Source organism: Agrobacterium sp. SOY23 (genome assembly GCF_027212525.1).
Lineage (GTDB): Bacteria > Pseudomonadota > Alphaproteobacteria > Rhizobiales > Rhizobiaceae > Agrobacterium > Agrobacterium tumefaciens_I.
Window position 1 is genome coordinate 56753 of record NZ_JAPWDT010000010.1, and the last position, 19400, is coordinate 76152.

The window sequence follows — 19400 nt, forward strand, 5'->3', positions numbered from 1 at the left end:
CAGATGCGGCGACAATCTGCGCAGGCACGTTTCAAACGTCACGACTGCGGCATTTCGACTGGAATGATTTTAATCCTTGCTACCCACAGACTCTAAGAAATAGAAAATCTTTTAAATCTCTTTGATTTTATTTTTTAGAAGCTGGGTGCCATGAGCGAACGCAAGGTAATGACGGTGTTGAACGGGAAGACGGTCACACCGCCGCCCATATGGCTGATGCGCCAGGCCGGGCGTTATCTTCCGGAGTATCGGGAAACGCGGAAGAGTGCCGGAAGTTTCCTGGATCTCTGTTATAACCCCGAGCTGGCGAGCGAAGTGACCCTTCAGCCCATCCGCCGGTTCGGGCTGGATGCTGCTATTCTCTTTTCCGACATTCTGGTGATACCTGACGCGCTTCATCGCAACGTGTCCTTCAGCGAAGGCAAAGGTCCGGCGATGGACCCTATCGACGTGAGCGGTATCGAAAAGCTCGATGCCTCGAATGTCTTGGCGCATCTTTCGCCTGTTTTCGAAACGGTCTCGCGTCTGCGCAGCTCATTGCCGGATGAAACGACGCTTCTCGGTTTTTGTGGTGCGCCCTGGACGGTTGCGACCTACATGATCGCCGGTCACGGAACGCCGGACCAGGCGCCGGCGCGGCTGTTCGGTTATCAGGAGCCGGCCGCCATGGAAAAGCTGCTGGCTTTCCTCGCGGATGTCTCTGCCGATTATCTGGTGGCGCAGATCGATGCCGGGGCTGACGCGGTTCAGATATTCGATTCCTGGGCCGGTGTGCTCGGCGAAAAGGAATTCGAGGAATATGCGATAAAGCCGGTCGCTCGAATTATCGCATCGGTGCGTGCCCGCAGGCCTTCGGCAAAGATCATCGCTTTTGCCAAGGGTGCGGGTTATCTTCTGAAAGATTATCGCCGCAAGACGGGTGCTGACGCTATTGGCCTCGATTGGTCCGTACCATTGAGCTTCGCCAGGGATTTGCAGAAGGAAGGCCCGGTGCAGGGCAATCTCGACCCGATGCTGATGGTGGCAGGCGGCAAGGCCTTGCAGGATGGCATTGATGCCGTTCTGCAGGCGCTCGGGCAGGGCCCGCTGATTTTCAATCTCGGCCATGGCATCACCCCGCAGGCTGACCCGGAAAACGTCACCCGGCTGGTTGAACGGGTGCGCTCGGTTGGAGGCGCGGGATGAGCGAGGAAAAACAGACCTCGGCACGCTCCGGAAACAAGGCGGCTTTGCGCGCGGGCGTCGCACTCGGTGTGTTTGCCGCTTTCATCGCGCTGCTGTTTTACGCCGATCCCGCCGATCTCTATCTCTGGATCAAGGCGCTGCATATCATCGCGGTGATTTCCTGGATGGCGGCGATTTTTTACCTGCCGCGGCTTTTTATCTATCACACCGATGCGCCCGTCGGTTCGCAGCAATCGGAAACCTTCAAGGTGATGGAGCAGCGGCTGATCAGGGTGATCATGAACCCGGCGATGATGATAAGCTGGGTTTTGGGGCTTTATCTCGCATGGTCGGTTTATGGTTTTTCCGGCGGCTGGCTGCATGCGAAGATTGGGCTGGTGGTGCTCATGACCGCGACCCATGTTTATTTCAGCCGCAGTGCGAAACGTTTCGCACGCGATGAAAATAAAAGACCGGCCCGTCACTGGCGGTTGATGAACGAAGTTCCAACCGTTCTGATGATCCTGATTGTCATACTTGTGGTTGTGAAACCCTTTGGTTAAGACGGTGAGGCGATAAATTTCGCGGAATTCGTGCTTTCCTCTTGCAGCGGCCGTGTTCAATCGCTATTTTCAGGCCACTCATCTTCGTGGCATGTGAATTATTCAGTCATCTGCGGTATCTCCCACAGCATCTGATTCGCGAACACGCCCTCCCCCGACATTACATTATCAAACGGTCTTCCCTTCATGGCTGAAATGAAGCTTCAGGAACTTAAGAGCAAATCGCCTACCGACTTGCTGACTTTTGCCGAATCCCTGGAAGTTGAAAATGCGAGCACCATGCGCAAGCAGGAGCTTATGTTCGCAATCCTCAAGGTTCTCGCGAGCCAGGACATCGAAATCATCGGCGAAGGCGTCGTTGAAGTCCTGCAGGACGGGTTCGGGTTCCTGCGTTCCGCAAACGCAAACTATCTGCCCGGCCCGGACGATATCTATATCTCGCCCTCGCAGATTCGCCGCTTCTCGCTGAAGACGGGCGACACGGTCGAAGGGCCGATCCGTGGCCCCAAGGAAGGCGAACGTTATTTCGCGCTTCTCAAGGTCAATACGATCAATTTCGATGACCCGGAAAAAATCCGTCATAAGGTTCACTTCGACAATCTGACGCCGCTTTATCCCAATGAGCGCTTCAAGATGGAACTGGATGTTCCGACCTCGAAGGATCTGTCGTCGCGTGTTATCGATCTCGTTGCACCGCTCGGCAAGGGCCAGCGTGGATTGATCGTGGCGCCGCCGCGTACCGGTAAAACGGTTCTGCTGCAGAACATTGCCCATTCCATCACGGCGAACCATCCGGAGTGCTATCTGATCGTTCTGTTGATCGACGAGCGTCCGGAAGAAGTGACCGACATGCAGCGTTCGGTGAAGGGTGAGGTTGTGTCCTCCACCTTCGACGAACCGGCTGTACGCCACGTCCAGGTCGCCGAAATGGTCATTGAAAAGGCAAAGCGTCTTGTGGAGCATGGCCGTGACGTCGTCATCCTGCTCGACTCCATCACGCGTCTTGGCCGCGCTTACAACACCGTTGTTCCCTCTTCCGGTAAGGTTCTGACCGGTGGTGTGGATGCCAACGCCCTGCAGCGTCCGAAGCGTTTCTTTGGTGCTGCGCGTAACATCGAAGAAGGTGGTTCGCTGACAATCATTGCGACGGCGCTTATCGATACCGGCAGCCGTATGGATGAAGTCATCTTTGAAGAGTTCAAGGGTACCGGTAACTCGGAAATCGTGCTTGACCGCAAGGTTGCCGACAAGCGCATCTTCCCGGCGCTGGATATTCTGAAATCCGGCACGCGTAAGGAAGACCTGTTGGTGCCGCGCCAGGATCTGCAGAAGATTTTCGTTCTTCGCCGCATTCTCGCGCCGATGGGAACGATGGACGCCATCGAATTCCTGATCGACAAGCTGAAGCAGACCAAGAACAATTCGGATTTCTTCGAATCGATGAATACCTGATCCGAACCTTAGTCGGATTCATCATAAGAGCTTTAAAGCCGTATCCGTTCATTCGGGTGCGGCTTGACTGTTTTAGACCGAGGTGAACGATGTCAGCTTCCGCCGATACGATTTATGCGCTGTCCAGCGGTGCCCTGCCGGCAGGCGTCGCCGTTCTCCGGATCAGCGGTTCCAGGGCTTTTGATGCCTTGAAGGCGCTGACAGGCCGTGACCTTCCTCCACCCCGAAAAACGAGCCTGTGTTCGATTCGGAATCGAAACAATGATATTATCGACCAGGGACTGGTGATTGTCTTTCCGGGTCCTAATTCTTTTACGGGTGAAAATTGCGTTGAGATCCACAGCCACGGTAGCCGTGCGGTTGTCGCTTCGATTTTTACCGAGCTTGAGAATCTAGAAGGACTGCGGCCCGCGGAAGCCGGTGAATTTTCCCGCAGAGCCTTTGAAAATGGCAAAATGGATCTGCTCGAAGTCGAAGGCCTGGCGGATCTGTTGCAGGCGGAAACGGAAATGCAGCGGCGGCTTGCGGTTGAGCAGAGCACCGGCCAATTGTCGGCGCTCTATGACGGCTGGGCCAGCCGTTTGACCCGTGCCCGTGCCTTAATCGAAGCGGAACTGGATTTCGCCGACGAGGAGGATGTTCCGGATTCTGTTGCAGCCCAAGTTTGGCACGCGATGGTGGAGCTGAAAGGTGAAATCAGCCGTCACCTGGAGACTGGTGGAAGCGGCGAAATCATCCGCGATGGCTTCAAGGTGGCGCTTGTGGGCGAACCGAATGCGGGTAAATCGACGCTGCTTAACGCGTTGAGCGGCCGCGACGTGGCGATCGTGACCGACATCGCCGGTACGACAAGAGACGTTTTAAGCGTCGACATCAATCTGGACGGCTATCTGGTTCGGATATTCGATACGGCCGGAATTCGTGAGACGCAGGATGTGGTGGAACAGGAAGGCGTGCGGCGTGCGGTTCTGACTGCGGAAACCGCCGATCTTATCTTATTGCTGCAGGATAAAGATTCGATTCCGAAACAATCCACTACGTTCGAGAACCGGAGTTATTTGCACGTCAGAACCAAAACGGCACTTTCCTCTCCCGATTCGAATAATGGTTTTGATCTGTTTATCTCAGCCAAGGAAGGTATAGGCCTTCACCAATTGCGCTCAGTGATCAAGCGGGAGATAGAGAAGAGGGTTGGTGCCGGGCAGACATTGGTTCCCGCGCGTGCCCGTCATAAAAAACGACTTGAAGAGACGCTGAACTATGTTAGTGATGCGCTCGATTCTGAGACCCTCGACCTTGTGATAAGGTCGGAATATTTAAGACTCGCCGCAACATCGCTTGGACGGATCACCGGCCGCGTCGATGTGGAAGATTTGCTCGGCGTGATCTTCTCGGAATTCTGCATAGGAAAATGATTCACGTGAAACATTGGCGACCGAAGGGTAATGCCGATGTTGAGAACAGGGCGCAGGAATATGCACCAGTCATTCGATGTCATTGTTATTGGGGGCGGTCATGCGGGCAGCGAAGCTGCGGCTGCTGCTGCGAGACACGGCGCTAAAACCGCGCTGGTAACCCATAAACGCGAGACCATTGGCGTCATGTCCTGTAACCCGGCGATTGGTGGGTTGGGCAAGGGGCACCTCGTTCGTGAAATCGATGCACTGGACGGTTTGATGGGTCGGGTCGCCGATGCGGCTGGTATCCAGTTTCGCATGCTCAACCGCAAGAAAGGGCCTGCGGTCCGCGGCCCGCGGACACAGGCTGACCGAAGACTTTATCGCGAGGCCATGCAACGCGAGATCAATGCCATTGAGAATCTTACCATTATTGAAGGCGATGCTTTCGATATTGAAATGGCCAATGATCGGGTCGCGGCCGTTATCATGAAAAATGGTAGCCGGATTCCTTGCGGTGCCGTCGTGCTGACGAGCGGCACCTTTTTGCGTGGCCTCATTCATATCGGCTCCGAAAAGATTCCTGCCGGCCGTGTTGGGGAAATGTCGTCTCTCGGCCTTTCTGATACGCTCGCACGCCTCGGTCTTGTTATGGGGCGCCTCAAGACGGGCACCCCTGCCCGGCTGGACGGGCGCACGATCGATTGGACTGCCGTAGATCGACAAGCGGCCGATGAAGATCCCGTTCCGTTTTCCTTCATGACGGATCGCATCGTCAATCCGCAAATCGAATGTGGCGTGACCCGTACCACGCCGGCGGGGCATAAGATCATTCAGGACAATATTCACCTGTCGGCCATGTATTCCGGCCAGATCGAAGGGGTGGGCCCGCGTTATTGCCCGTCAATCGAAGACAAGATCACCCGTTTTGGTGAGCGGGATGGCCACCAGATATTCCTGGAACCGGAAGGCCTGGACGACCACACCATCTATCCGAACGGTATTTCCACCTCCCTGCCCGCTTTTGTGCAGGAACAATTCATCCGCACCATTCCCGGTCTCGAGCAGGTCGCCATTCTCCAGCCCGGTTATGCGATTGAATATGACTATGTCGATCCCCGGGAGCTGAAACCGTCTCTTGAATGCCGCAAGATTTCGGGATTGTTTCTTGCCGGGCAGATCAACGGCACGACGGGATATGAAGAAGCCGGCGCCCAAGGTCTTGTTGCCGGATTGAATGCTTCACTCTATGCGAGCAATACGGATCCAATCTATTTCAGCCGGACGGAATCCTATATCGGCGTGATGATCGACGATCTGACATCCAAGGGCGTTAGCGAACCCTATCGCATGTTCACATCCAGAGCGGAATATCGGCTTTCATTGCGTGTGGATAATGCCGATCTGCGACTTACACCGGTCGGCCAAGCGGCGGGTATTGTCGGACGCGCGAGGAACGAACGCTTTGCAGAGTTCATTTCCGATCTGGAGCGCGGTCGTGACATGATGAAAGAACTTTCCATTAGCCCGTCCCAGGCGGCGAAACAGGGGTTGAAACTCAATCAGGATGGTCAGCGGCGCTCGGTTTATGAACTGCTTGCCTATCCTGATATGACCCTGGAAGCGTTGACGCAACACTGGCCGGAACTCGCGGCTCTTGATGGCAAGGTGGCCGAGGTTCTGCAGATCGAGGCAAGTTATGCGGTCTATATGCAGAGGCAGAGTGCGGATATCGTCGATATCAAGCGGGATGAGGACAGGAAGATCCCCACGGACTTTGATTTTCAAAGTCTGTCCGGTCTGTCCAACGAGCTTAAACAAAAGCTGGAAAAAGCTCGCCCGGAGAATATTGCCCAGGCTGCCCGTGTTGACGGTATGACACCGGCTGCGATATCGCTGTTGCTCGCACTTCTGCGGAAGAGTTCCATTGCGCGAAGTGAAAAATTGCATATGCACCAATAGCGAGTCGGGATTATGAAGATAAACGGCCAGAGTGTTTCACGTGAAACACAAGAGAGGCTCGAGCATTTTGTCGAGCTTTTCAAAAAGTGGAACAAAACCACAAATCTGGTGGCGCCTTCAACCCTTACCGAGCTATGGAGCCGGCACGTCGCAGACAGCGCGCAAATCTTCCAACTCTCCCCCCAGCCAAAAAAATGGATTGATCTGGGCAGCGGTGGTGGTTTCCCTGGCGTCGTTACGGCGATTTTTCTAGCCGGGCTGGGCGACGGTTGGGTTGATCTGGTCGAAAGCAACAATAAAAAGGCTGCTTTTCTGCGAATCGCGCTGAAGGAAACCGGCGCACGAGGCGCTGTTCATCCCGTCAGAATCGAAAAAGCACACGAGACTATCAAAAATTGCGATGCCGTTTCGGCGCGTGCGCTCGCCGATCTGGATCTGCTCTTCGACTATATTCACCCCTGGGCGCAGAATAATCCAAATCTCAAGGCCTATTTTAATAAAGGCCGGGATTATGATTCCGAAGTGCAGAAAGCGCATGGCCGCTGGGAGTTTGATCTGGTAAAACACCAGAGTGCCATTGAGGCAGATTCTGTTGTTCTTGAAATCAGCAACCTCGCTTTGAGGCGCTGATGAGCTGGCCAGGTGCGGCATGACTTTGGAAAAAAACCGGATTATCGCAGTAGCAAACCAGAAGGGCGGCGTTGGAAAAACAACGACGGCCATTAATCTGGCCACCGCGCTGGCGGCTATTGGGGAGCGTGTACTGATCATCGATCTGGACCCGCAGGGCAATGCCAGCACAGGGCTTGGTATTGACCGCAAGGAACGCAAGCTTTCCTCCTATGATCTTCTGGTGGGTGACAATAATATTGCGGAGATCGCTGTTCCTACGGCGGTCCCGAGCCTCGATATCGTCCCCTCAACCATGGATTTGCTCGGCTTCGAGATGCAGGTCGCCAATGTTGCCAACCGCGTCTTTCTTTTGCGAGCCGCCTTGGAAACTGAGGAGGCGCGTGCCTATTCCTATATTCTCGTCGATTGCCCGCCCTCTTTCAATCTGCTGACCATGAATGCCATGACGGCCGCGCATTCCGTGCTGGTACCGTTGCAATGTGAATTTTTTGCCCTGGAAGGCCTTAGCCAACTGCTGGATACGGTCAGTCAGATACGCGCTTCGGTCAATCCACAGCTCGATATACAGGGCATCGTTCTGACGATGTTCGATGCACGTAACAATCTCGCCCAGCAAGTGGTTACGGATGTGCGCACGCATCTCGGGGAAAAGGTTTATCACACGCTCATTCCGCGCAATGTTCGTGTTTCCGAAGCGCCGTCCTATGGTAAACCGGCCATTCTTTACGATCTGAAATGCGCCGGCAGCCAAGCTTATTTGCAGCTGGCGTCCGAAGTGATCCAGAGAGAACGTCTGCGCAAGGCTGCCTGAGGTTTGTTGGCCTGACGTTTTACTGGGATGTATGGAGTAATATCTTATGAGTGATGATCTTTCCAAGCGTCGGCTCGGGCGCGGTCTTGCCGCATTGATCGGAGAAATGGATCAGCCGGTACCGGTGGGTGAACCTCAGCGTGCGGTGAACGCTGATCGCACCATTCCGATCGAATTCATCGCTCGCAGCCAGAGAAACCCGCGGCGTCATTTCGACGAAAATGAGTTGCAGGACCTTGCTGCCTCCATTCGCCAGCACGGCATTGTTCAGCCTGTGGTCGTAAGAACGGTTGGAGTCAACCGCTACGAGATTATTGCCGGTGAGAGGCGCTGGCGCGCGGCGCAGTTGGCCGGATTCACCGACGTACCCGTCATCGTTCGTGATGTGGATGATCGCACGGCGCTGGAGCTCGCCATCGTCGAAAACGTTCAGCGTTCCGATCTCAACCCGCTTGAAGAAGCGATGGGTTACGAGCAGCTGATCGCCGAGCACGGTTATACCCAGAACGATCTTGGTGAAATCATCGGCAAGAGCCGAAGCCATGTTGCCAACAGTCTGCGGCTGCTCAAGCTGCCCGATCCGGTGCGGGATATGCTGGCGGATGGTTCGCTGTCTGCCGGCCACGCACGGGCGCTGGTTTCCACATCCGATCCGGCCACGCTGGCGCGGACGATCGTGTCCAAGGGACTTTCGGTGCGAGATGCCGAGCGTCTGGCGCAAAACGATATCAAATCGCAGGGTGAGATTGCCGAAAAGCGCCCCGCTGCGGAGAAGGATTCCGATACGATTGCGCTGGAACGCAGCCTGTCCGATGCGCTCGGACTTGATGTGAAGATCAGCCACAAGGGTGGTTCGGGGCAAATCCGCATCGGCTACCGTACGCTGGAACAGCTCGAGGCCGTCTGCCGGTTGCTGGAACAGAAATAATTAAATATCTGTTTTAATTGATAAATACCCGCCGTTTGGCGGGTATTTTTGTTTCCCGGGGCTCAAAAATCGATGGCCCGGCCTTTTATTTCGTAATCCCCGAAACGCACGGGTTCCGCGCCGCCGCGGCCGCCCGTTTCCGGCGGCAACTGAAGATCGGCCTGTTGCCGGCGTCGTTCTTCCGCCTCTTTCAACGCCCGTTCCGCTGCGGGTGAAAGCTGCTTCACCCTTTCCGCGGTCTTCTCCGCGCCATTGTCATTATCCGCATTCTGCATGAAATCCTCCCTATGACGGGATATTGAAATATGTTTGCCGTTCACCAGATTATATAATCAGACGGGCTTTATAAACCCCGGAATATTCCCGGTGAGTAACCCGGTAAGCGACAAGGAGAATTTGACGGATGAACATGATGCGCACGGCAATGCTTCTGGCCTTCATGACCGCATTGTTCATGGGTGTCGGTTTTCTGATCGGCGGCAAGGGCGGCATGATGATTGCCTTCCTTATTGCGGCGGGTATGAATCTGTTTTCTTACTGGAATTCGGACAAGATGGTCCTTTCCGCCTATCATGCGCGGGAAATAGACGAGGCGAATGCGCCCGAGTTTTTTCACATGATCCGCGATCTGTCGCAGAATGCCGGACTGCCGATGCCGAAGGTCTATATTTACGACAGCCCGCAACCCAATGCCTTCGCAACGGGGCGGAACCCGCAGAACGCTGCCGTCGCAGCCTCGACGGGCCTGCTGGAACGCCTCACGCCGGAGGAGGTGGCCGGCGTTATGGCGCATGAACTGGCGCATGTGCAAAACCGCGATACGCTGACCATGACGATCACCGCCACGCTGGCGGGCGCGATTTCCATGCTCGGCAATTTTGCCTTCTTGTTCGGCGGCAACAGGGAAAACAACAACAACCCCCTGGGCTTTATCGGCGTACTGGTTGCGATGATCGTGGCACCGCTCGCCGCGATGCTGGTGCAGATGGCGATCAGCCGTACCCGGGAATATTCCGCCGACCGTCGCGGCGCGGAAATCTGTGGCAACCCGCTCTGGCTTGCATCTGCCCTGCAGAAGATTTCAGGCATGGCGCAGCAAATTCACAATGATGATGCCGAGCGCAATCCGGCAACGGCGCATATGTTCATCATCAATCCGCTCTCCGGCGAGCGAATGGACAATCTCTTTTCCACTCACCCGAACACGGAAAACCGTGTGGCGGCGCTGCGCGCCATGGCACAGGAGTTTTCCCCGCGAGGATCGACGCCGTCGCCATCGGGTGATAGACCGGTGCGCAAATCAGGCTCCGTTCCCAAGACGGGCTGGGGACGAGGCAATGAAAACGAGCGCAAGGGGCCGTGGTCTTGACATCCGATATTCAGAATAAGCCGGCGCGGTCCAAGAAGCCGAGGCCGGCACATGGGAGGGGCCGTGAAGACGGCCCTTCGTCTTTCCAGGACAAGCCGGGCCTTGCTGCGCGCATCGCCGCCACCCGCATTCTCGCGGCCGTTCTGGAAAAGAAGACCTCTCTGGATGGGATGCTCGACAGCGAAAACGGTAATCCGGTCTATCGTGCGCTGTCGCTTGCGGACCGGGCACTGGTGAGGGCTATCGTCAACAGCGCGCTTCGCCATCTTCCGCGCATCGAGACGGTTTTGTCGATGCTGCTGGACGGACCATTGCCGCAGGGCGCGCGATCGCTGCATCACGTTCTCGTTGTCGGTGTCGCGCAGATGCTTTATCTCGATGTGCCGGATCATTCCGCTGTCGATCTTGCCGTGGAACAGGCGCATCGCGATCCGCGCAACCGGCGTTTCGTCAAGCTGGTCAATGCGGTTTTGAGAAGGCTCGGCCGTGAAAAGGTGGAGATCGAAAAGGCTATCGCTGACGTTCCGGTCTTGCCGGACTGGTTTTATGCTCGGCTTGTTTCCGCTTACGGCGATGAGGTGGCCCAAAGGATCTCGCAGGCGCAGCTGACACCATCTTCCATTGACCTGACGGTGAAGGCTGATCCCGCTCTCTGGGCGGAGAAACTGGGCGGTACGCTGATGCCGAACGGTAGCGTGCGTCTGGGTGAATTCGAAGGTCAAATCCCTTCGCTTGAAGGTTTTGCCGAAGGTGCATGGTGGGTGCAGGATCTTGCGGCTAGCATGCCGGTAAGGCTCCTCGGCGATATCGCCGGCAAGCGTGTTGCCGATCTCTGTGCTGCTCCCGGTGGCAAGACCGCCCAGCTTGCGCTGGCGGGCGCCGAGGTGACGGCGCTGGACCAGTCCGGCAATAGACTTCGCCGCCTGCGGGAAAATCTCGATCGGCTTGGCCTCAACGCCGAAACGGTGGAGGTCAACATGATGAAGTATCGGCCGGAACAGCTTTTTGATGCTGTGCTGCTCGATGCACCCTGTTCTTCCACGGGCACGCTGCGCAAACATCCCGATGTCTGCTGGACCAAGGATGAGAACGACATTGCCAAACTTGCCGCTCTTCAGGGCCAGATGCTGCGGCACGCATTGACCCTGGTAGGCCCCGGCGGCCTCGTCGTCTTCTCCAATTGCTCGCTCGATCCTTCGGAAGGGGAAGCGATGATTGCGGAGGTTCTGGCGGAAAATCCTGATGTGGAGCGTGTTGCCGTCCGCAGGGAAGATTGGCCCGGAATGGAGACGGCCATCAGTTCGCAGGGCGATCTGCGCACGACACCGGACATGTTCGGCGGTGTCGATGGGTTTTTTAGCAGTGTCTTGCGTAAGAAGTAGAAAAAAGCCAAGCTTTCGCGAATCATTAGATATTTATCGAAAACGTTCCGGTCATCGCGGTTCACTGATAAAAACAAAACATGTGAAACGGGAAACACAGCTTGGTAGGGTCCTTTGCAGGCAGCATGAATGCCGCCGGTCTTCTTTCGCGGATGGCATATCGTCATCTGTGTGTCGGCCTCACCCCATTGCGCCTGCATCTGTCGCGGTTTGCCAACCGCGTGCCCGAGGGTCTGGTAGCGGCGCCCACCGATCTGAGGGCCATCGATCCTTATTTTGCCGAGGAATTGCTGCGCGGCCGCATCGCGCTGGCCGGACGGGTCGTTGAAACCGGTGGCGCCTCGCCGTTTCAGGTGGATTTCCCCTCGGCGGTTTTTGAAGAACGGCTGCATGCATTCAGCTGGCTGCGGCACATTCGGTCCGATAAATCGAGTGAGGCCTGCAAGCGGGCGCGCCGCATCGTTGCCGAGTGGATGGCGCTGCACGGCAAGCGGGTTACCGGCACCGCCTGGTCGCCCGACATAGCGGCGCAGAGGCTGATTGCCTGGCTTTCGCATTCTCCCGTGGTTTTATACGAGGCCGATGCGGGCTTCTATCGCCGTTTCCTGAAGAGCCTTGCCTTTCATGTGCGTTATCTCGAGCGGATCGTCAAACATGCGCCAGATGGCGAAGCACGGCTGCGGATCAGGATAGCGCTCGCCATGGCCTCCATCGCCATGCCGACCCGCCTGTCGCGGATCACCCGCAACGGAATGAAGCTGGCTCAGGAAATGGAACGCCAGATTCTTCCCGATGGCGGGCATGTTTCCCGCAATCCACGGGTCATGCTGGATTTGCTGCTCGATCTTCTGCCGCTGCGGCAAAGTTATATCAATCTCGGCCATGACCTGCCTTCCGGGCTGGTGCCGGCGATAGACCGCATGTTTCCGGCAATCCGGTTTTTCCGCCATCAGGGCGGCGATCTTGCGCTGTTCAACGGTGCGACGGCGACACTCGCCAATGAGCTTGTTTCCGTGCTGCGTTATGATGAAACAGCCGGCCGGCCTTCCAAGGTCCTGCCGGATGTGAATTATCACCGGCTCGCCACTGATGACACGGTCATTATTGTCGATACGGGTTATCCCGGCTCGGCGGAGCTTTCGCGCAGTGCCCATTCGGGGTGTCTGTCCTTTGAAATGTCCTGCGGCAAGAACCGGTTCATCGTCAATTCCGGGTTTCCGCGCAATGCCGCGCCGGAATATCAGCGGGCAAGCCGCTCCACGGCGGCGCATTCCACCGTCACGCTTGCCGATACTTCGTCCTGCAGATTGTCGCGCTCGAGGCTGCTTGGCCCGATCATGGTTTCCGGCGTCAGCGAAGTCGATAGCCGACGCGGAATGGACGCGAACGGTAATGACATCCTCTGGGCCTCCCATGATGGATATTTGCAGAATTTCGGCTGTTATCACGAGCGCGAAATAGAACTGAATGCGGCAGGCACGAAGATAAAAGGGCGCGACCTGCTTCGGGCTGACGAAGTGGCAGTGAAGGCGCAATTGCAATCCGTCTCGGCGGTTTCACGTTTCCACATCCATCCTCATATACAGCTTCAGCAGCGCGATGAGGAATCCGTATATCTGGAAGCGGCGGATGGAACGGCCTGGCTGTTTTCCGCTCCGGGGCTGGAGCTTTTTGTGACCGAGGATGTCTTCATGGCGGATGCCTCGGGCATGCGGCCATCGCAGCAGATCGAGTTGCCGTTCAACCTTGCCAATACGCGGGAAATCCGCTGGATCATCGAACGCAAGGCTTAGGTATTTCGGGCGTTCCGCGCAAAAACCACCATAGTTTCCACCGTTCGGCGTCCCCGCTGTTTATTAATCCGGTAAGCTGTGTTAACGCGGCGGCAATTGCTGGAGCAATCCCATTCCAGCCTGTCCTCCCCGTTAAACGGAGTATGCCTGATGGCCGTCGTGTCCAAGAAAATTCCCGCCCCCGATAAGGTCAAGATTCGCACGGCGCTTCTTTCCGTGTCCGACAAGACGGACATTATCGAGCTGGCAACGGTGCTCTCCAAGCTCGGCGTCAAGCTCCTGTCGACCGGCGGTACGGCAAAAGCCATTGCCGAAGCGGGCCTGCCGGTGACGGACGTTTCCGACGTGACCAATTTTCCGGAAATCATGGACGGCCGTGTCAAGACGCTGCATCCCAACGTGCATGGCGGGCTTCTGGCCATCCGTGACGATGCGGACCATGTTGAGGCGATGAAGGCGCATGGCATCGAGGCGATCGATCTTTCCGTCATCAATCTCTATCCCTTTGAGGAAGTTCGCGCCAAGGGCGGCGATTATCCAACGACGGTCGAGAATATCGACATTGGTGGCCCGGCAATGATCCGCGCTTCCGCCAAGAATCATGCCTATGTCACGGTGGTTACTGATCCGTCCGACTATCCCGACCTGGTTGAAGCCCTGCAGGCTGACGACGGCCAGACTTCCTATGCGCTGCGCCAGCGTTTCGCCGCCAAGGCCTATGCCCGCACGGCTGCTTATGACGCCGTGATTTCCAACTGGTTTGCTGAAGCACTGGCGATCGAGACGCCGGACTACCGCGCCATCGGCGGCGTGCTGAAGGAAAAGATGCGTTATGGTGAAAACCCGCATCAGAGTGCCGGCTTTTACCTGACCGGTGAAAAGCGCCCCGGCGTTGCGACTGCGACGCTTCTTCAGGGCAAGCAGCTTTCCTACAACAACATCAATGATACGGATGCGGCTTACGAGCTGGTGGCGGAGTTCCTGCCGGAAAATGCACCTGCCGTTGCCATCATCAAACATGCCAATCCCTGTGGCGTTGCGACCGGCCCGACGCTTGCCGAAGCCTATCGGCGCGCGCTGGCATGCGATTCCGTTTCCGCCTTTGGCGGCGTCATTGCGCTCAACCGCACGCTCGATGCTGAAACGGCGGAAGAGATCGTCAAACTCTTCACCGAGGTGATTATCGCGCCTGATGTTACCGAAGAAGCCAAGTCCATCATCGCCCGCAAGCCGAACCTGCGCCTTCTGGCCGCTGGCGGCCTGCCTGACCCGCGTGCGGCTGGCCTCACGGCAAAGACCGTTTCCGGTGGTCTTCTCGTGCAGAGCCGTGACAATGGCATGGTCGAGGATCTCGAGCTCAAGGTCGTCACCAAGCGTGCGCCGACCGCGCAGGAGCTTGAGGACATGAAGTTCGCCTTCAAGATCGCCAAGCATGTGAAATCCAATGCCGTGATCTATGCCAAGGACGGCCAGACGGCGGGCATCGGCGCCGGCCAGATGAGCCGCGTGGATTCCGCCCGCATCGCCGCTCAGAAGGCGGAAGATGCAGCCAAGGCGCTCGGTCTTGCCGAACCTCTGACACGCGGTTCTGCCGTTGCTTCTGAAGCGTTTTACCCGTTTGCCGATGGTTTGCTTGCTGCAATCGCTGCCGGCGCCACCGCTGTTATCCAGCCGGGCGGCTCCATGCGCGACCAGGACGTGATCGACGCCGCAAATGAGCATAATGTGGCGATGGTCTTCACCGGCATGCGCCACTTCCGCCACTAAGCGCGGATATAGTGAGCAATGATAAAGGCCCGGAAAGCGATTTCCGGGCCTTTTGTTTCACGTGGGACAGTCTTGAATGCTGCGGTTTCAGGTCACCGCGCCGACCTGCCACGGCACGAATTCATTGTCGCCGTAGTCGTAAATCTCGCTCACCGTCTTGTCGCCGGAAGCGACCGCAAGAATATGTTCGAAAATTCGTTTGCCGGATTCTTCGATAGTTTCCGTTCCCGTAACGATCTCGCCGCAGTTGATATCCATGTCTTCCTTCATGTGTTCATACATTTCGGAATTGGTGGCGATCTTGATGCAGGGAGAGGGTTTGAAACCCGAAACCGAGCCACGCCCGGTGGTGAAACAGATGACGTTGCAGCCGCCGGCGACCTGTCCGGTAACGGCAACGGGGTCATAGCCGGGCGTATCCATGAAGACGAAGCCCTGTTCCGTCACCGTCTCGGCAAATTCATAAACTGCCTTCAGCGGCATGGAGCCGCCCTTGGCGACCGCACCCAGCGATTTTTCCAGAATGGTGGTCAGGCCGCCGAGCTTGTTACCGTGGGAGGGGTTGTTGTTCAGCTCGTCGCCATTGCGGGCGGTATAATCTCGCCACCAGTCGACGCGCTGCAGCAGCTTTTCGGCGACGGCCGGCGTGATGGCGCGTTTGGTCAGCAGGTGCTCGGCGCCGTAAATTTCAGGCGTTTCGGAAAGCACGGTCGTGCCGCCATTGCGGACAATGAGGTCCGACGCATAACCCAGGGCCGGATTGGCGGATATGCCGGAATAACCATCCGAGCCGCCGCATTCCAGTGCCACCTTCAGCTTGGAAAGTGGCTGCTCGGTGCGGCGGGCGGCGTTCACCATGGGCAGCATAGCCTTGATCTCGGCGATTGCCGCATCGATGGTCTTGCGGGTGCCGCCATGCTGCTGGATGGTCATGGTGCGTAGCCGTTCGCCCTCTTCCATCTTGTAATGTTCGAGGATGGGCGCGATCTGGTTGGTTTCGCAGCCGAGGCCGATCAGCAGAATGCCGCCAAAATTCGGATGACGGGCATAACCTTGGATGGTGCGGATCAGAAGGCGGTAACCTTCCGACTTGGTATTCAGTGCACAGCCGCCGCCATGGGTCAGTGCCACGACGCCATCGACATTGTCAAAGCCGTCAAGGCCGCCCTGTTTGTTGAAATAGTCGGCGATGTAGCGCGATACGGTGGCGGAACAGTTCACCGAGGCGATGACACCGATATAGTTACGTGTGCCAACACCGCCGAGACCACGGTCGTACCCCATGAAGGTCCGGCGTTCGGCTTCCGGCACCATGCCCTTTTCTTCGATGTCGATGCTGAACTGATGTGCATGTTCGGAGGGCACCATGGCGAGGTTGTGCAGGTGCACATGCCGGCCGGGCTCGATGTCCTGGGTGGCGATGCCGATCACCTGCCCGTATTTCAGCACCTCGTCTCCGGATTTAATGAACTTGAGGGCCACCTTGTGCCCGCGCCCGATCAGCTCGAGCGCTGCCAGATCGCCCCTGCCCGTCGGGCCGCCGGCCGGAATGGACCGACGCGCCACCGCGACATTGTCGTTGGCGTTCAGCAAAATGGTTGCCTCGGAATTCTCACTCACGGGTTTTCCTCCTCCCTATACATTGCCTGCTATGTTTGTCATTCAGCTATCCACCCAGCGGCGTTTCGAGCCTTCCAGATGGGTGTGCATGGCGGCCTGCGCCAGCAGCGGATCCTTGAGTTCCAGCGCTGTCAGAATGGTTTCGTGTTCCTGCAGGGCGCGGGTCCAGGTCTCACGATCTTCGAATTTGACACGAAGCTGCGCTGAAATGGGGCTGTGGCGTTCATCGAAGAGGTTCGCCACCAGCCGCGCCAGAACGCTGTTGCCGGATTGTTCGGCAATGGTGACGTGAAACAGACGATCCTGATCGAGGGGTTTGCGACCGGCCTCGATTTCCCTTTGCATGGTGTTGAGGATCTGGCGGAGGGTCGCGATCGTTTCATCGGTCATCCGGCTTGCCGCCAGCACGATGGTTGCCCCCTCCAGCGCGCCGCGCGCCTGCATCAGTTCGGAAGGGCTGTCACCCAGCGATTTGGTGTGATGGGTCGTCTGCAGCGCTTCGGCCGACACATAAACGCCGGAACCCATGCGAATTTCAACGGTGTTGTCGATTTCAAGCGCGATCAGTGCTTCGCGCAGCGATGGCCGTGACACGCCGAGTTTCTGCGCCAGTTCCCGCTCGGCGGGAAGCCGTGTGCCGGGCAGGAATTCACCCATGTCGATGAGTTCGCGTATCTGGTCCGCAATCTGCTGATAAAGCCTGCGCGGTTCCGCTATTTTGGCCTGACCATTCATGTGTTTTTCGACGAGCCCTGTCTGCAACATATATTTGGCCTTACCGTAACGCCAAGCGTACCAATACGCAAGAAATTACGTAAATAACTGAAAATACGTATTAATTATTATATCTAATTTCGTTCTATGTACCTTCTTCGCTACGGCGATCTTCAGTTTTTTACTAATTGGCTTGACCATCATAAAAAACCGGCCTAACCATTTGCCCTGTTCATGACTCCGGTGGAGCGGGGAGCAGAGTGGGAGGTTTCCAGATGTCGCAGGGCGCATCGACAATTCGGGGCGATTTTTCGCCTGAGGAGATGGCGCGTGCGGAGCGTTCGGTCCTTCTGCGTCTCGAAAACATCAGCAAGGAATTTCCCGGCGTAAAGGCGCTGTCCAACGTTCATTTCGATCTGCGTGGCGGTGAAGTGCATGCCGTCTGCGGCGAGAACGGCGCGGGAAAATCGACGCTGATGAAAATCATCAGCGGTGTCTACCAGCCGAGCGAAGGCACCATCCTGCACAAGGGCGTGAAGGTGCAATATGCATCGCCGCTGGAATCTGAAGCCGCCGGTATTGCCATCATCCATCAGGAACTGAACCTCGTTCCGCATCTTTCCGTTGCCGAGAATATCTATCTTGCGCGTGAGCCGCGCCTGGGTTTTCTTGTGGACCGCAAGAAGCTGCGGCTCGATGCCAAACGCTGTCTCGACCGGCTGGGCGTCGATATCAACCCCGACCAGATGGTCCGAGGTCTTTCTGTCGCGCAATGTCAGATGGTGGAAATTGCCAAGGCGCTCTCTCTTGATGCGGAAGTGCTCATCATGGATGAGCCGACCTCCTCGCTGACCGAGCAGGAAACCCGGCTTCTGTTCAAGGTCATCCGCGATCTCAAGGCCTCCGGCGTCGGTATCGTCTATATTTCCCATCGTCTCGATGAAATGGCCGAGATCGTCGACCGCGTGACGGTGCTGCGCGACGGACGTTATATTTCGACCGACGATTTTGCCTCGATCACCGTTGATGACATTGTCACACGCATGGTCGGGCGTTCGCTGGAAGATAAATTCCCCGAGCGCACCTCGCGCCCGACGGACGATATTCTCTTTTCCGTCGAAGGGCTGACCCGCAATGGCGTGTTCAGTGACGTCAGTTTCTCCCTGCGGCGCGGCGAAATCCTCGGTTTTGCCGGTCTTATGGGCGCGGGGCGAACGGAAGTTGCGCGGGCAATCTTCGGGGCCGATCCGCTCGATGCGGGCAAGATCGTTTTCAACGGGCGCGAACTTTCCATCGGCTCGCCGCAGGATGCCATCGAGGAAGGCATTGCCTATCTCTCGGAAGATCGCAAAAGCGATGGTCTCGCCATCAAGATGTCGGTGGCGGCCAATACGACGCTCGCCAATCTCGGCGAGGTTTCCAACCGTTTCGGGCTGATCGATTTCAAGAAGCATGACGATGTGGCGAAGCGTTACGTCGATCTGCTGAACATCCGCACCCCTTCGATCGATCAGACAGTGCGGCTGCTTTCGGGTGGCAACCAGCAAAAAATCATTATCGGCAAATGGCTGTTCCGGCAGTCGCGCGTGCTGTTCTTCGACGAGCCGACGCGCGGCATCGATGTCGGTGCAAAATTCGCGATCTACAAGATCATGGATGAACTGGCCGCACAGGGCATCGGCGTCATTCTCATCAGCTCGGAACTGCCGGAAATTCTGGGACTGACGGATCGCATCGCGGTGTTCCATCAGGGCCGTATCACGGGCGTGCTCGAAACCGCCAAGACCAATCAAGAAGAAATCATGCGGTATGCGTCGGGTTACGGCCGGGCCGCGCAGTGAGGAA

The 19400-nt window shown here is 56.9% G+C and carries 16 protein-coding genes; 13 read left to right on the forward strand and 3 right to left on the reverse strand.

Features of this window, described 5'->3' with window-relative positions:
* The first annotated feature begins 150 nt into the window (after positions 1-150).
* From hemE to O3S81_RS23545, 8 genes are all read left to right on the forward strand, one after another.
* Complete coding sequence (gene hemE, locus O3S81_RS23510) at positions 151-1185, forward strand: uroporphyrinogen decarboxylase (protein ID WP_269347128.1); 1035 nt, start codon at positions 151-153, stop codon at positions 1183-1185.
* Positions 1182-1727 carry a protoporphyrinogen oxidase HemJ gene (gene hemJ / locus O3S81_RS23515; RefSeq protein WP_269347129.1) on the forward strand — a complete coding sequence of 182 codons (546 nt, stop codon included), beginning with the start codon at positions 1182-1184 and terminating at the stop codon, positions 1725-1727. The genes hemE and hemJ overlap by 4 nt, the downstream gene beginning before the upstream one ends.
* Before the next feature lie 186 nt (positions 1728-1913).
* The gene (gene rho, locus O3S81_RS23520; RefSeq protein WP_004444236.1) at positions 1914-3179 is read left to right on the forward strand and encodes a transcription termination factor Rho; all 1266 of its coding nucleotides are present in this window, start codon (positions 1914-1916) and stop codon (positions 3177-3179) included.
* An 89-nt stretch (positions 3180-3268) separates the two neighbouring features.
* Complete coding sequence (gene mnmE / locus O3S81_RS23525; protein WP_269347130.1) at positions 3269-4594, forward strand: tRNA uridine-5-carboxymethylaminomethyl(34) synthesis GTPase MnmE; 1326 nt, start codon at positions 3269-3271, stop codon at positions 4592-4594.
* A gap of 60 nt (positions 4595-4654) precedes the next feature.
* Positions 4655-6538 (forward strand): tRNA uridine-5-carboxymethylaminomethyl(34) synthesis enzyme MnmG, encoded by a 1884-nt coding sequence (gene mnmG / locus O3S81_RS23530; protein WP_269347131.1) that lies wholly within the window; start codon positions 4655-4657, stop codon positions 6536-6538.
* Positions 6539-6550: 12 nt separating this feature from the next.
* Positions 6551-7168 carry a 16S rRNA (guanine(527)-N(7))-methyltransferase RsmG gene (gene rsmG, locus O3S81_RS23535; protein ID WP_269347132.1) on the forward strand — a complete coding sequence of 206 codons (618 nt, stop codon included), beginning with the start codon at positions 6551-6553 and terminating at the stop codon, positions 7166-7168.
* Between the two features lie 19 nt (positions 7169-7187).
* Positions 7188-7982, forward strand: a complete 795-nt coding sequence (locus O3S81_RS23540) for a ParA family protein (protein ID WP_269347133.1) — start codon at positions 7188-7190, stop codon at positions 7980-7982.
* Positions 7983-8028: 46 nt separating this feature from the next.
* Positions 8029-8910 (forward strand): ParB/RepB/Spo0J family partition protein, encoded by an 882-nt coding sequence (locus O3S81_RS23545; protein ID WP_269347134.1) that lies wholly within the window; start codon positions 8029-8031, stop codon positions 8908-8910.
* Positions 8911-8972: 62 nt separating this feature from the next.
* Here O3S81_RS23545 and O3S81_RS23550 read toward each other — a convergent pair whose 3' ends face one another.
* A complete protein-coding gene (locus O3S81_RS23550; protein ID WP_269347135.1) occupies positions 8973-9185 on the reverse strand; it encodes a DUF1674 domain-containing protein in 213 nt (70 codons plus the stop codon).
* Between the two features lie 128 nt (positions 9186-9313).
* Here O3S81_RS23550 and htpX point away from each other — a divergent pair, with 128 nt between their 5' ends.
* The 4 genes from htpX to purH all read left to right on the forward strand — a co-directional run bounded on the left by htpX (position 9314) and on the right by purH (position 15221).
* Positions 9314-10279 (forward strand): zinc metalloprotease HtpX, encoded by a 966-nt coding sequence (htpX, locus tag O3S81_RS23555; RefSeq protein WP_269347136.1) that lies wholly within the window; start codon positions 9314-9316, stop codon positions 10277-10279.
* A complete protein-coding gene (locus O3S81_RS23560; protein ID WP_269347137.1) occupies positions 10276-11661 on the forward strand; it encodes an RsmB/NOP family class I SAM-dependent RNA methyltransferase in 1386 nt (461 codons plus the stop codon). Before htpX ends, O3S81_RS23560 begins: the two co-directional genes overlap by 4 nt.
* A gap of 125 nt (positions 11662-11786) precedes the next feature.
* Positions 11787-13454: a heparinase II/III family protein gene (locus O3S81_RS23565; protein ID WP_269347244.1), complete on the forward strand. Its 1668-nt coding sequence runs from the start codon at positions 11787-11789 to the stop codon at positions 13452-13454.
* 150 nt (positions 13455-13604) lie between these two features.
* Positions 13605-15221, forward strand: a complete 1617-nt coding sequence (gene purH / locus O3S81_RS23570) for a bifunctional phosphoribosylaminoimidazolecarboxamide formyltransferase/IMP cyclohydrolase (protein WP_269347138.1) — start codon at positions 13605-13607, stop codon at positions 15219-15221.
* 87 nt (positions 15222-15308) lie between these two features.
* Here purH and O3S81_RS23575 read toward each other — a convergent pair whose 3' ends face one another.
* Complete coding sequence (locus tag O3S81_RS23575; RefSeq protein WP_269347139.1) at positions 15309-16841, reverse strand: UxaA family hydrolase; 1533 nt, start codon at positions 16839-16841, stop codon at positions 15309-15311.
* 42 nt (positions 16842-16883) lie between these two features.
* Positions 16884-17576 carry a FadR/GntR family transcriptional regulator gene (locus tag O3S81_RS23580; protein WP_269347246.1) on the reverse strand — a complete coding sequence of 231 codons (693 nt, stop codon included), beginning with the start codon at positions 17574-17576 and terminating at the stop codon, positions 16884-16886.
* A 254-nt stretch (positions 17577-17830) separates the two neighbouring features.
* Here O3S81_RS23580 and O3S81_RS23585 point away from each other — a divergent pair, with 254 nt between their 5' ends.
* Complete coding sequence (locus O3S81_RS23585) at positions 17831-19396, forward strand: sugar ABC transporter ATP-binding protein (protein ID WP_269347140.1); 1566 nt, start codon at positions 17831-17833, stop codon at positions 19394-19396.
* The last annotated feature ends 4 nt before the right edge of the window (positions 19397-19400 follow it).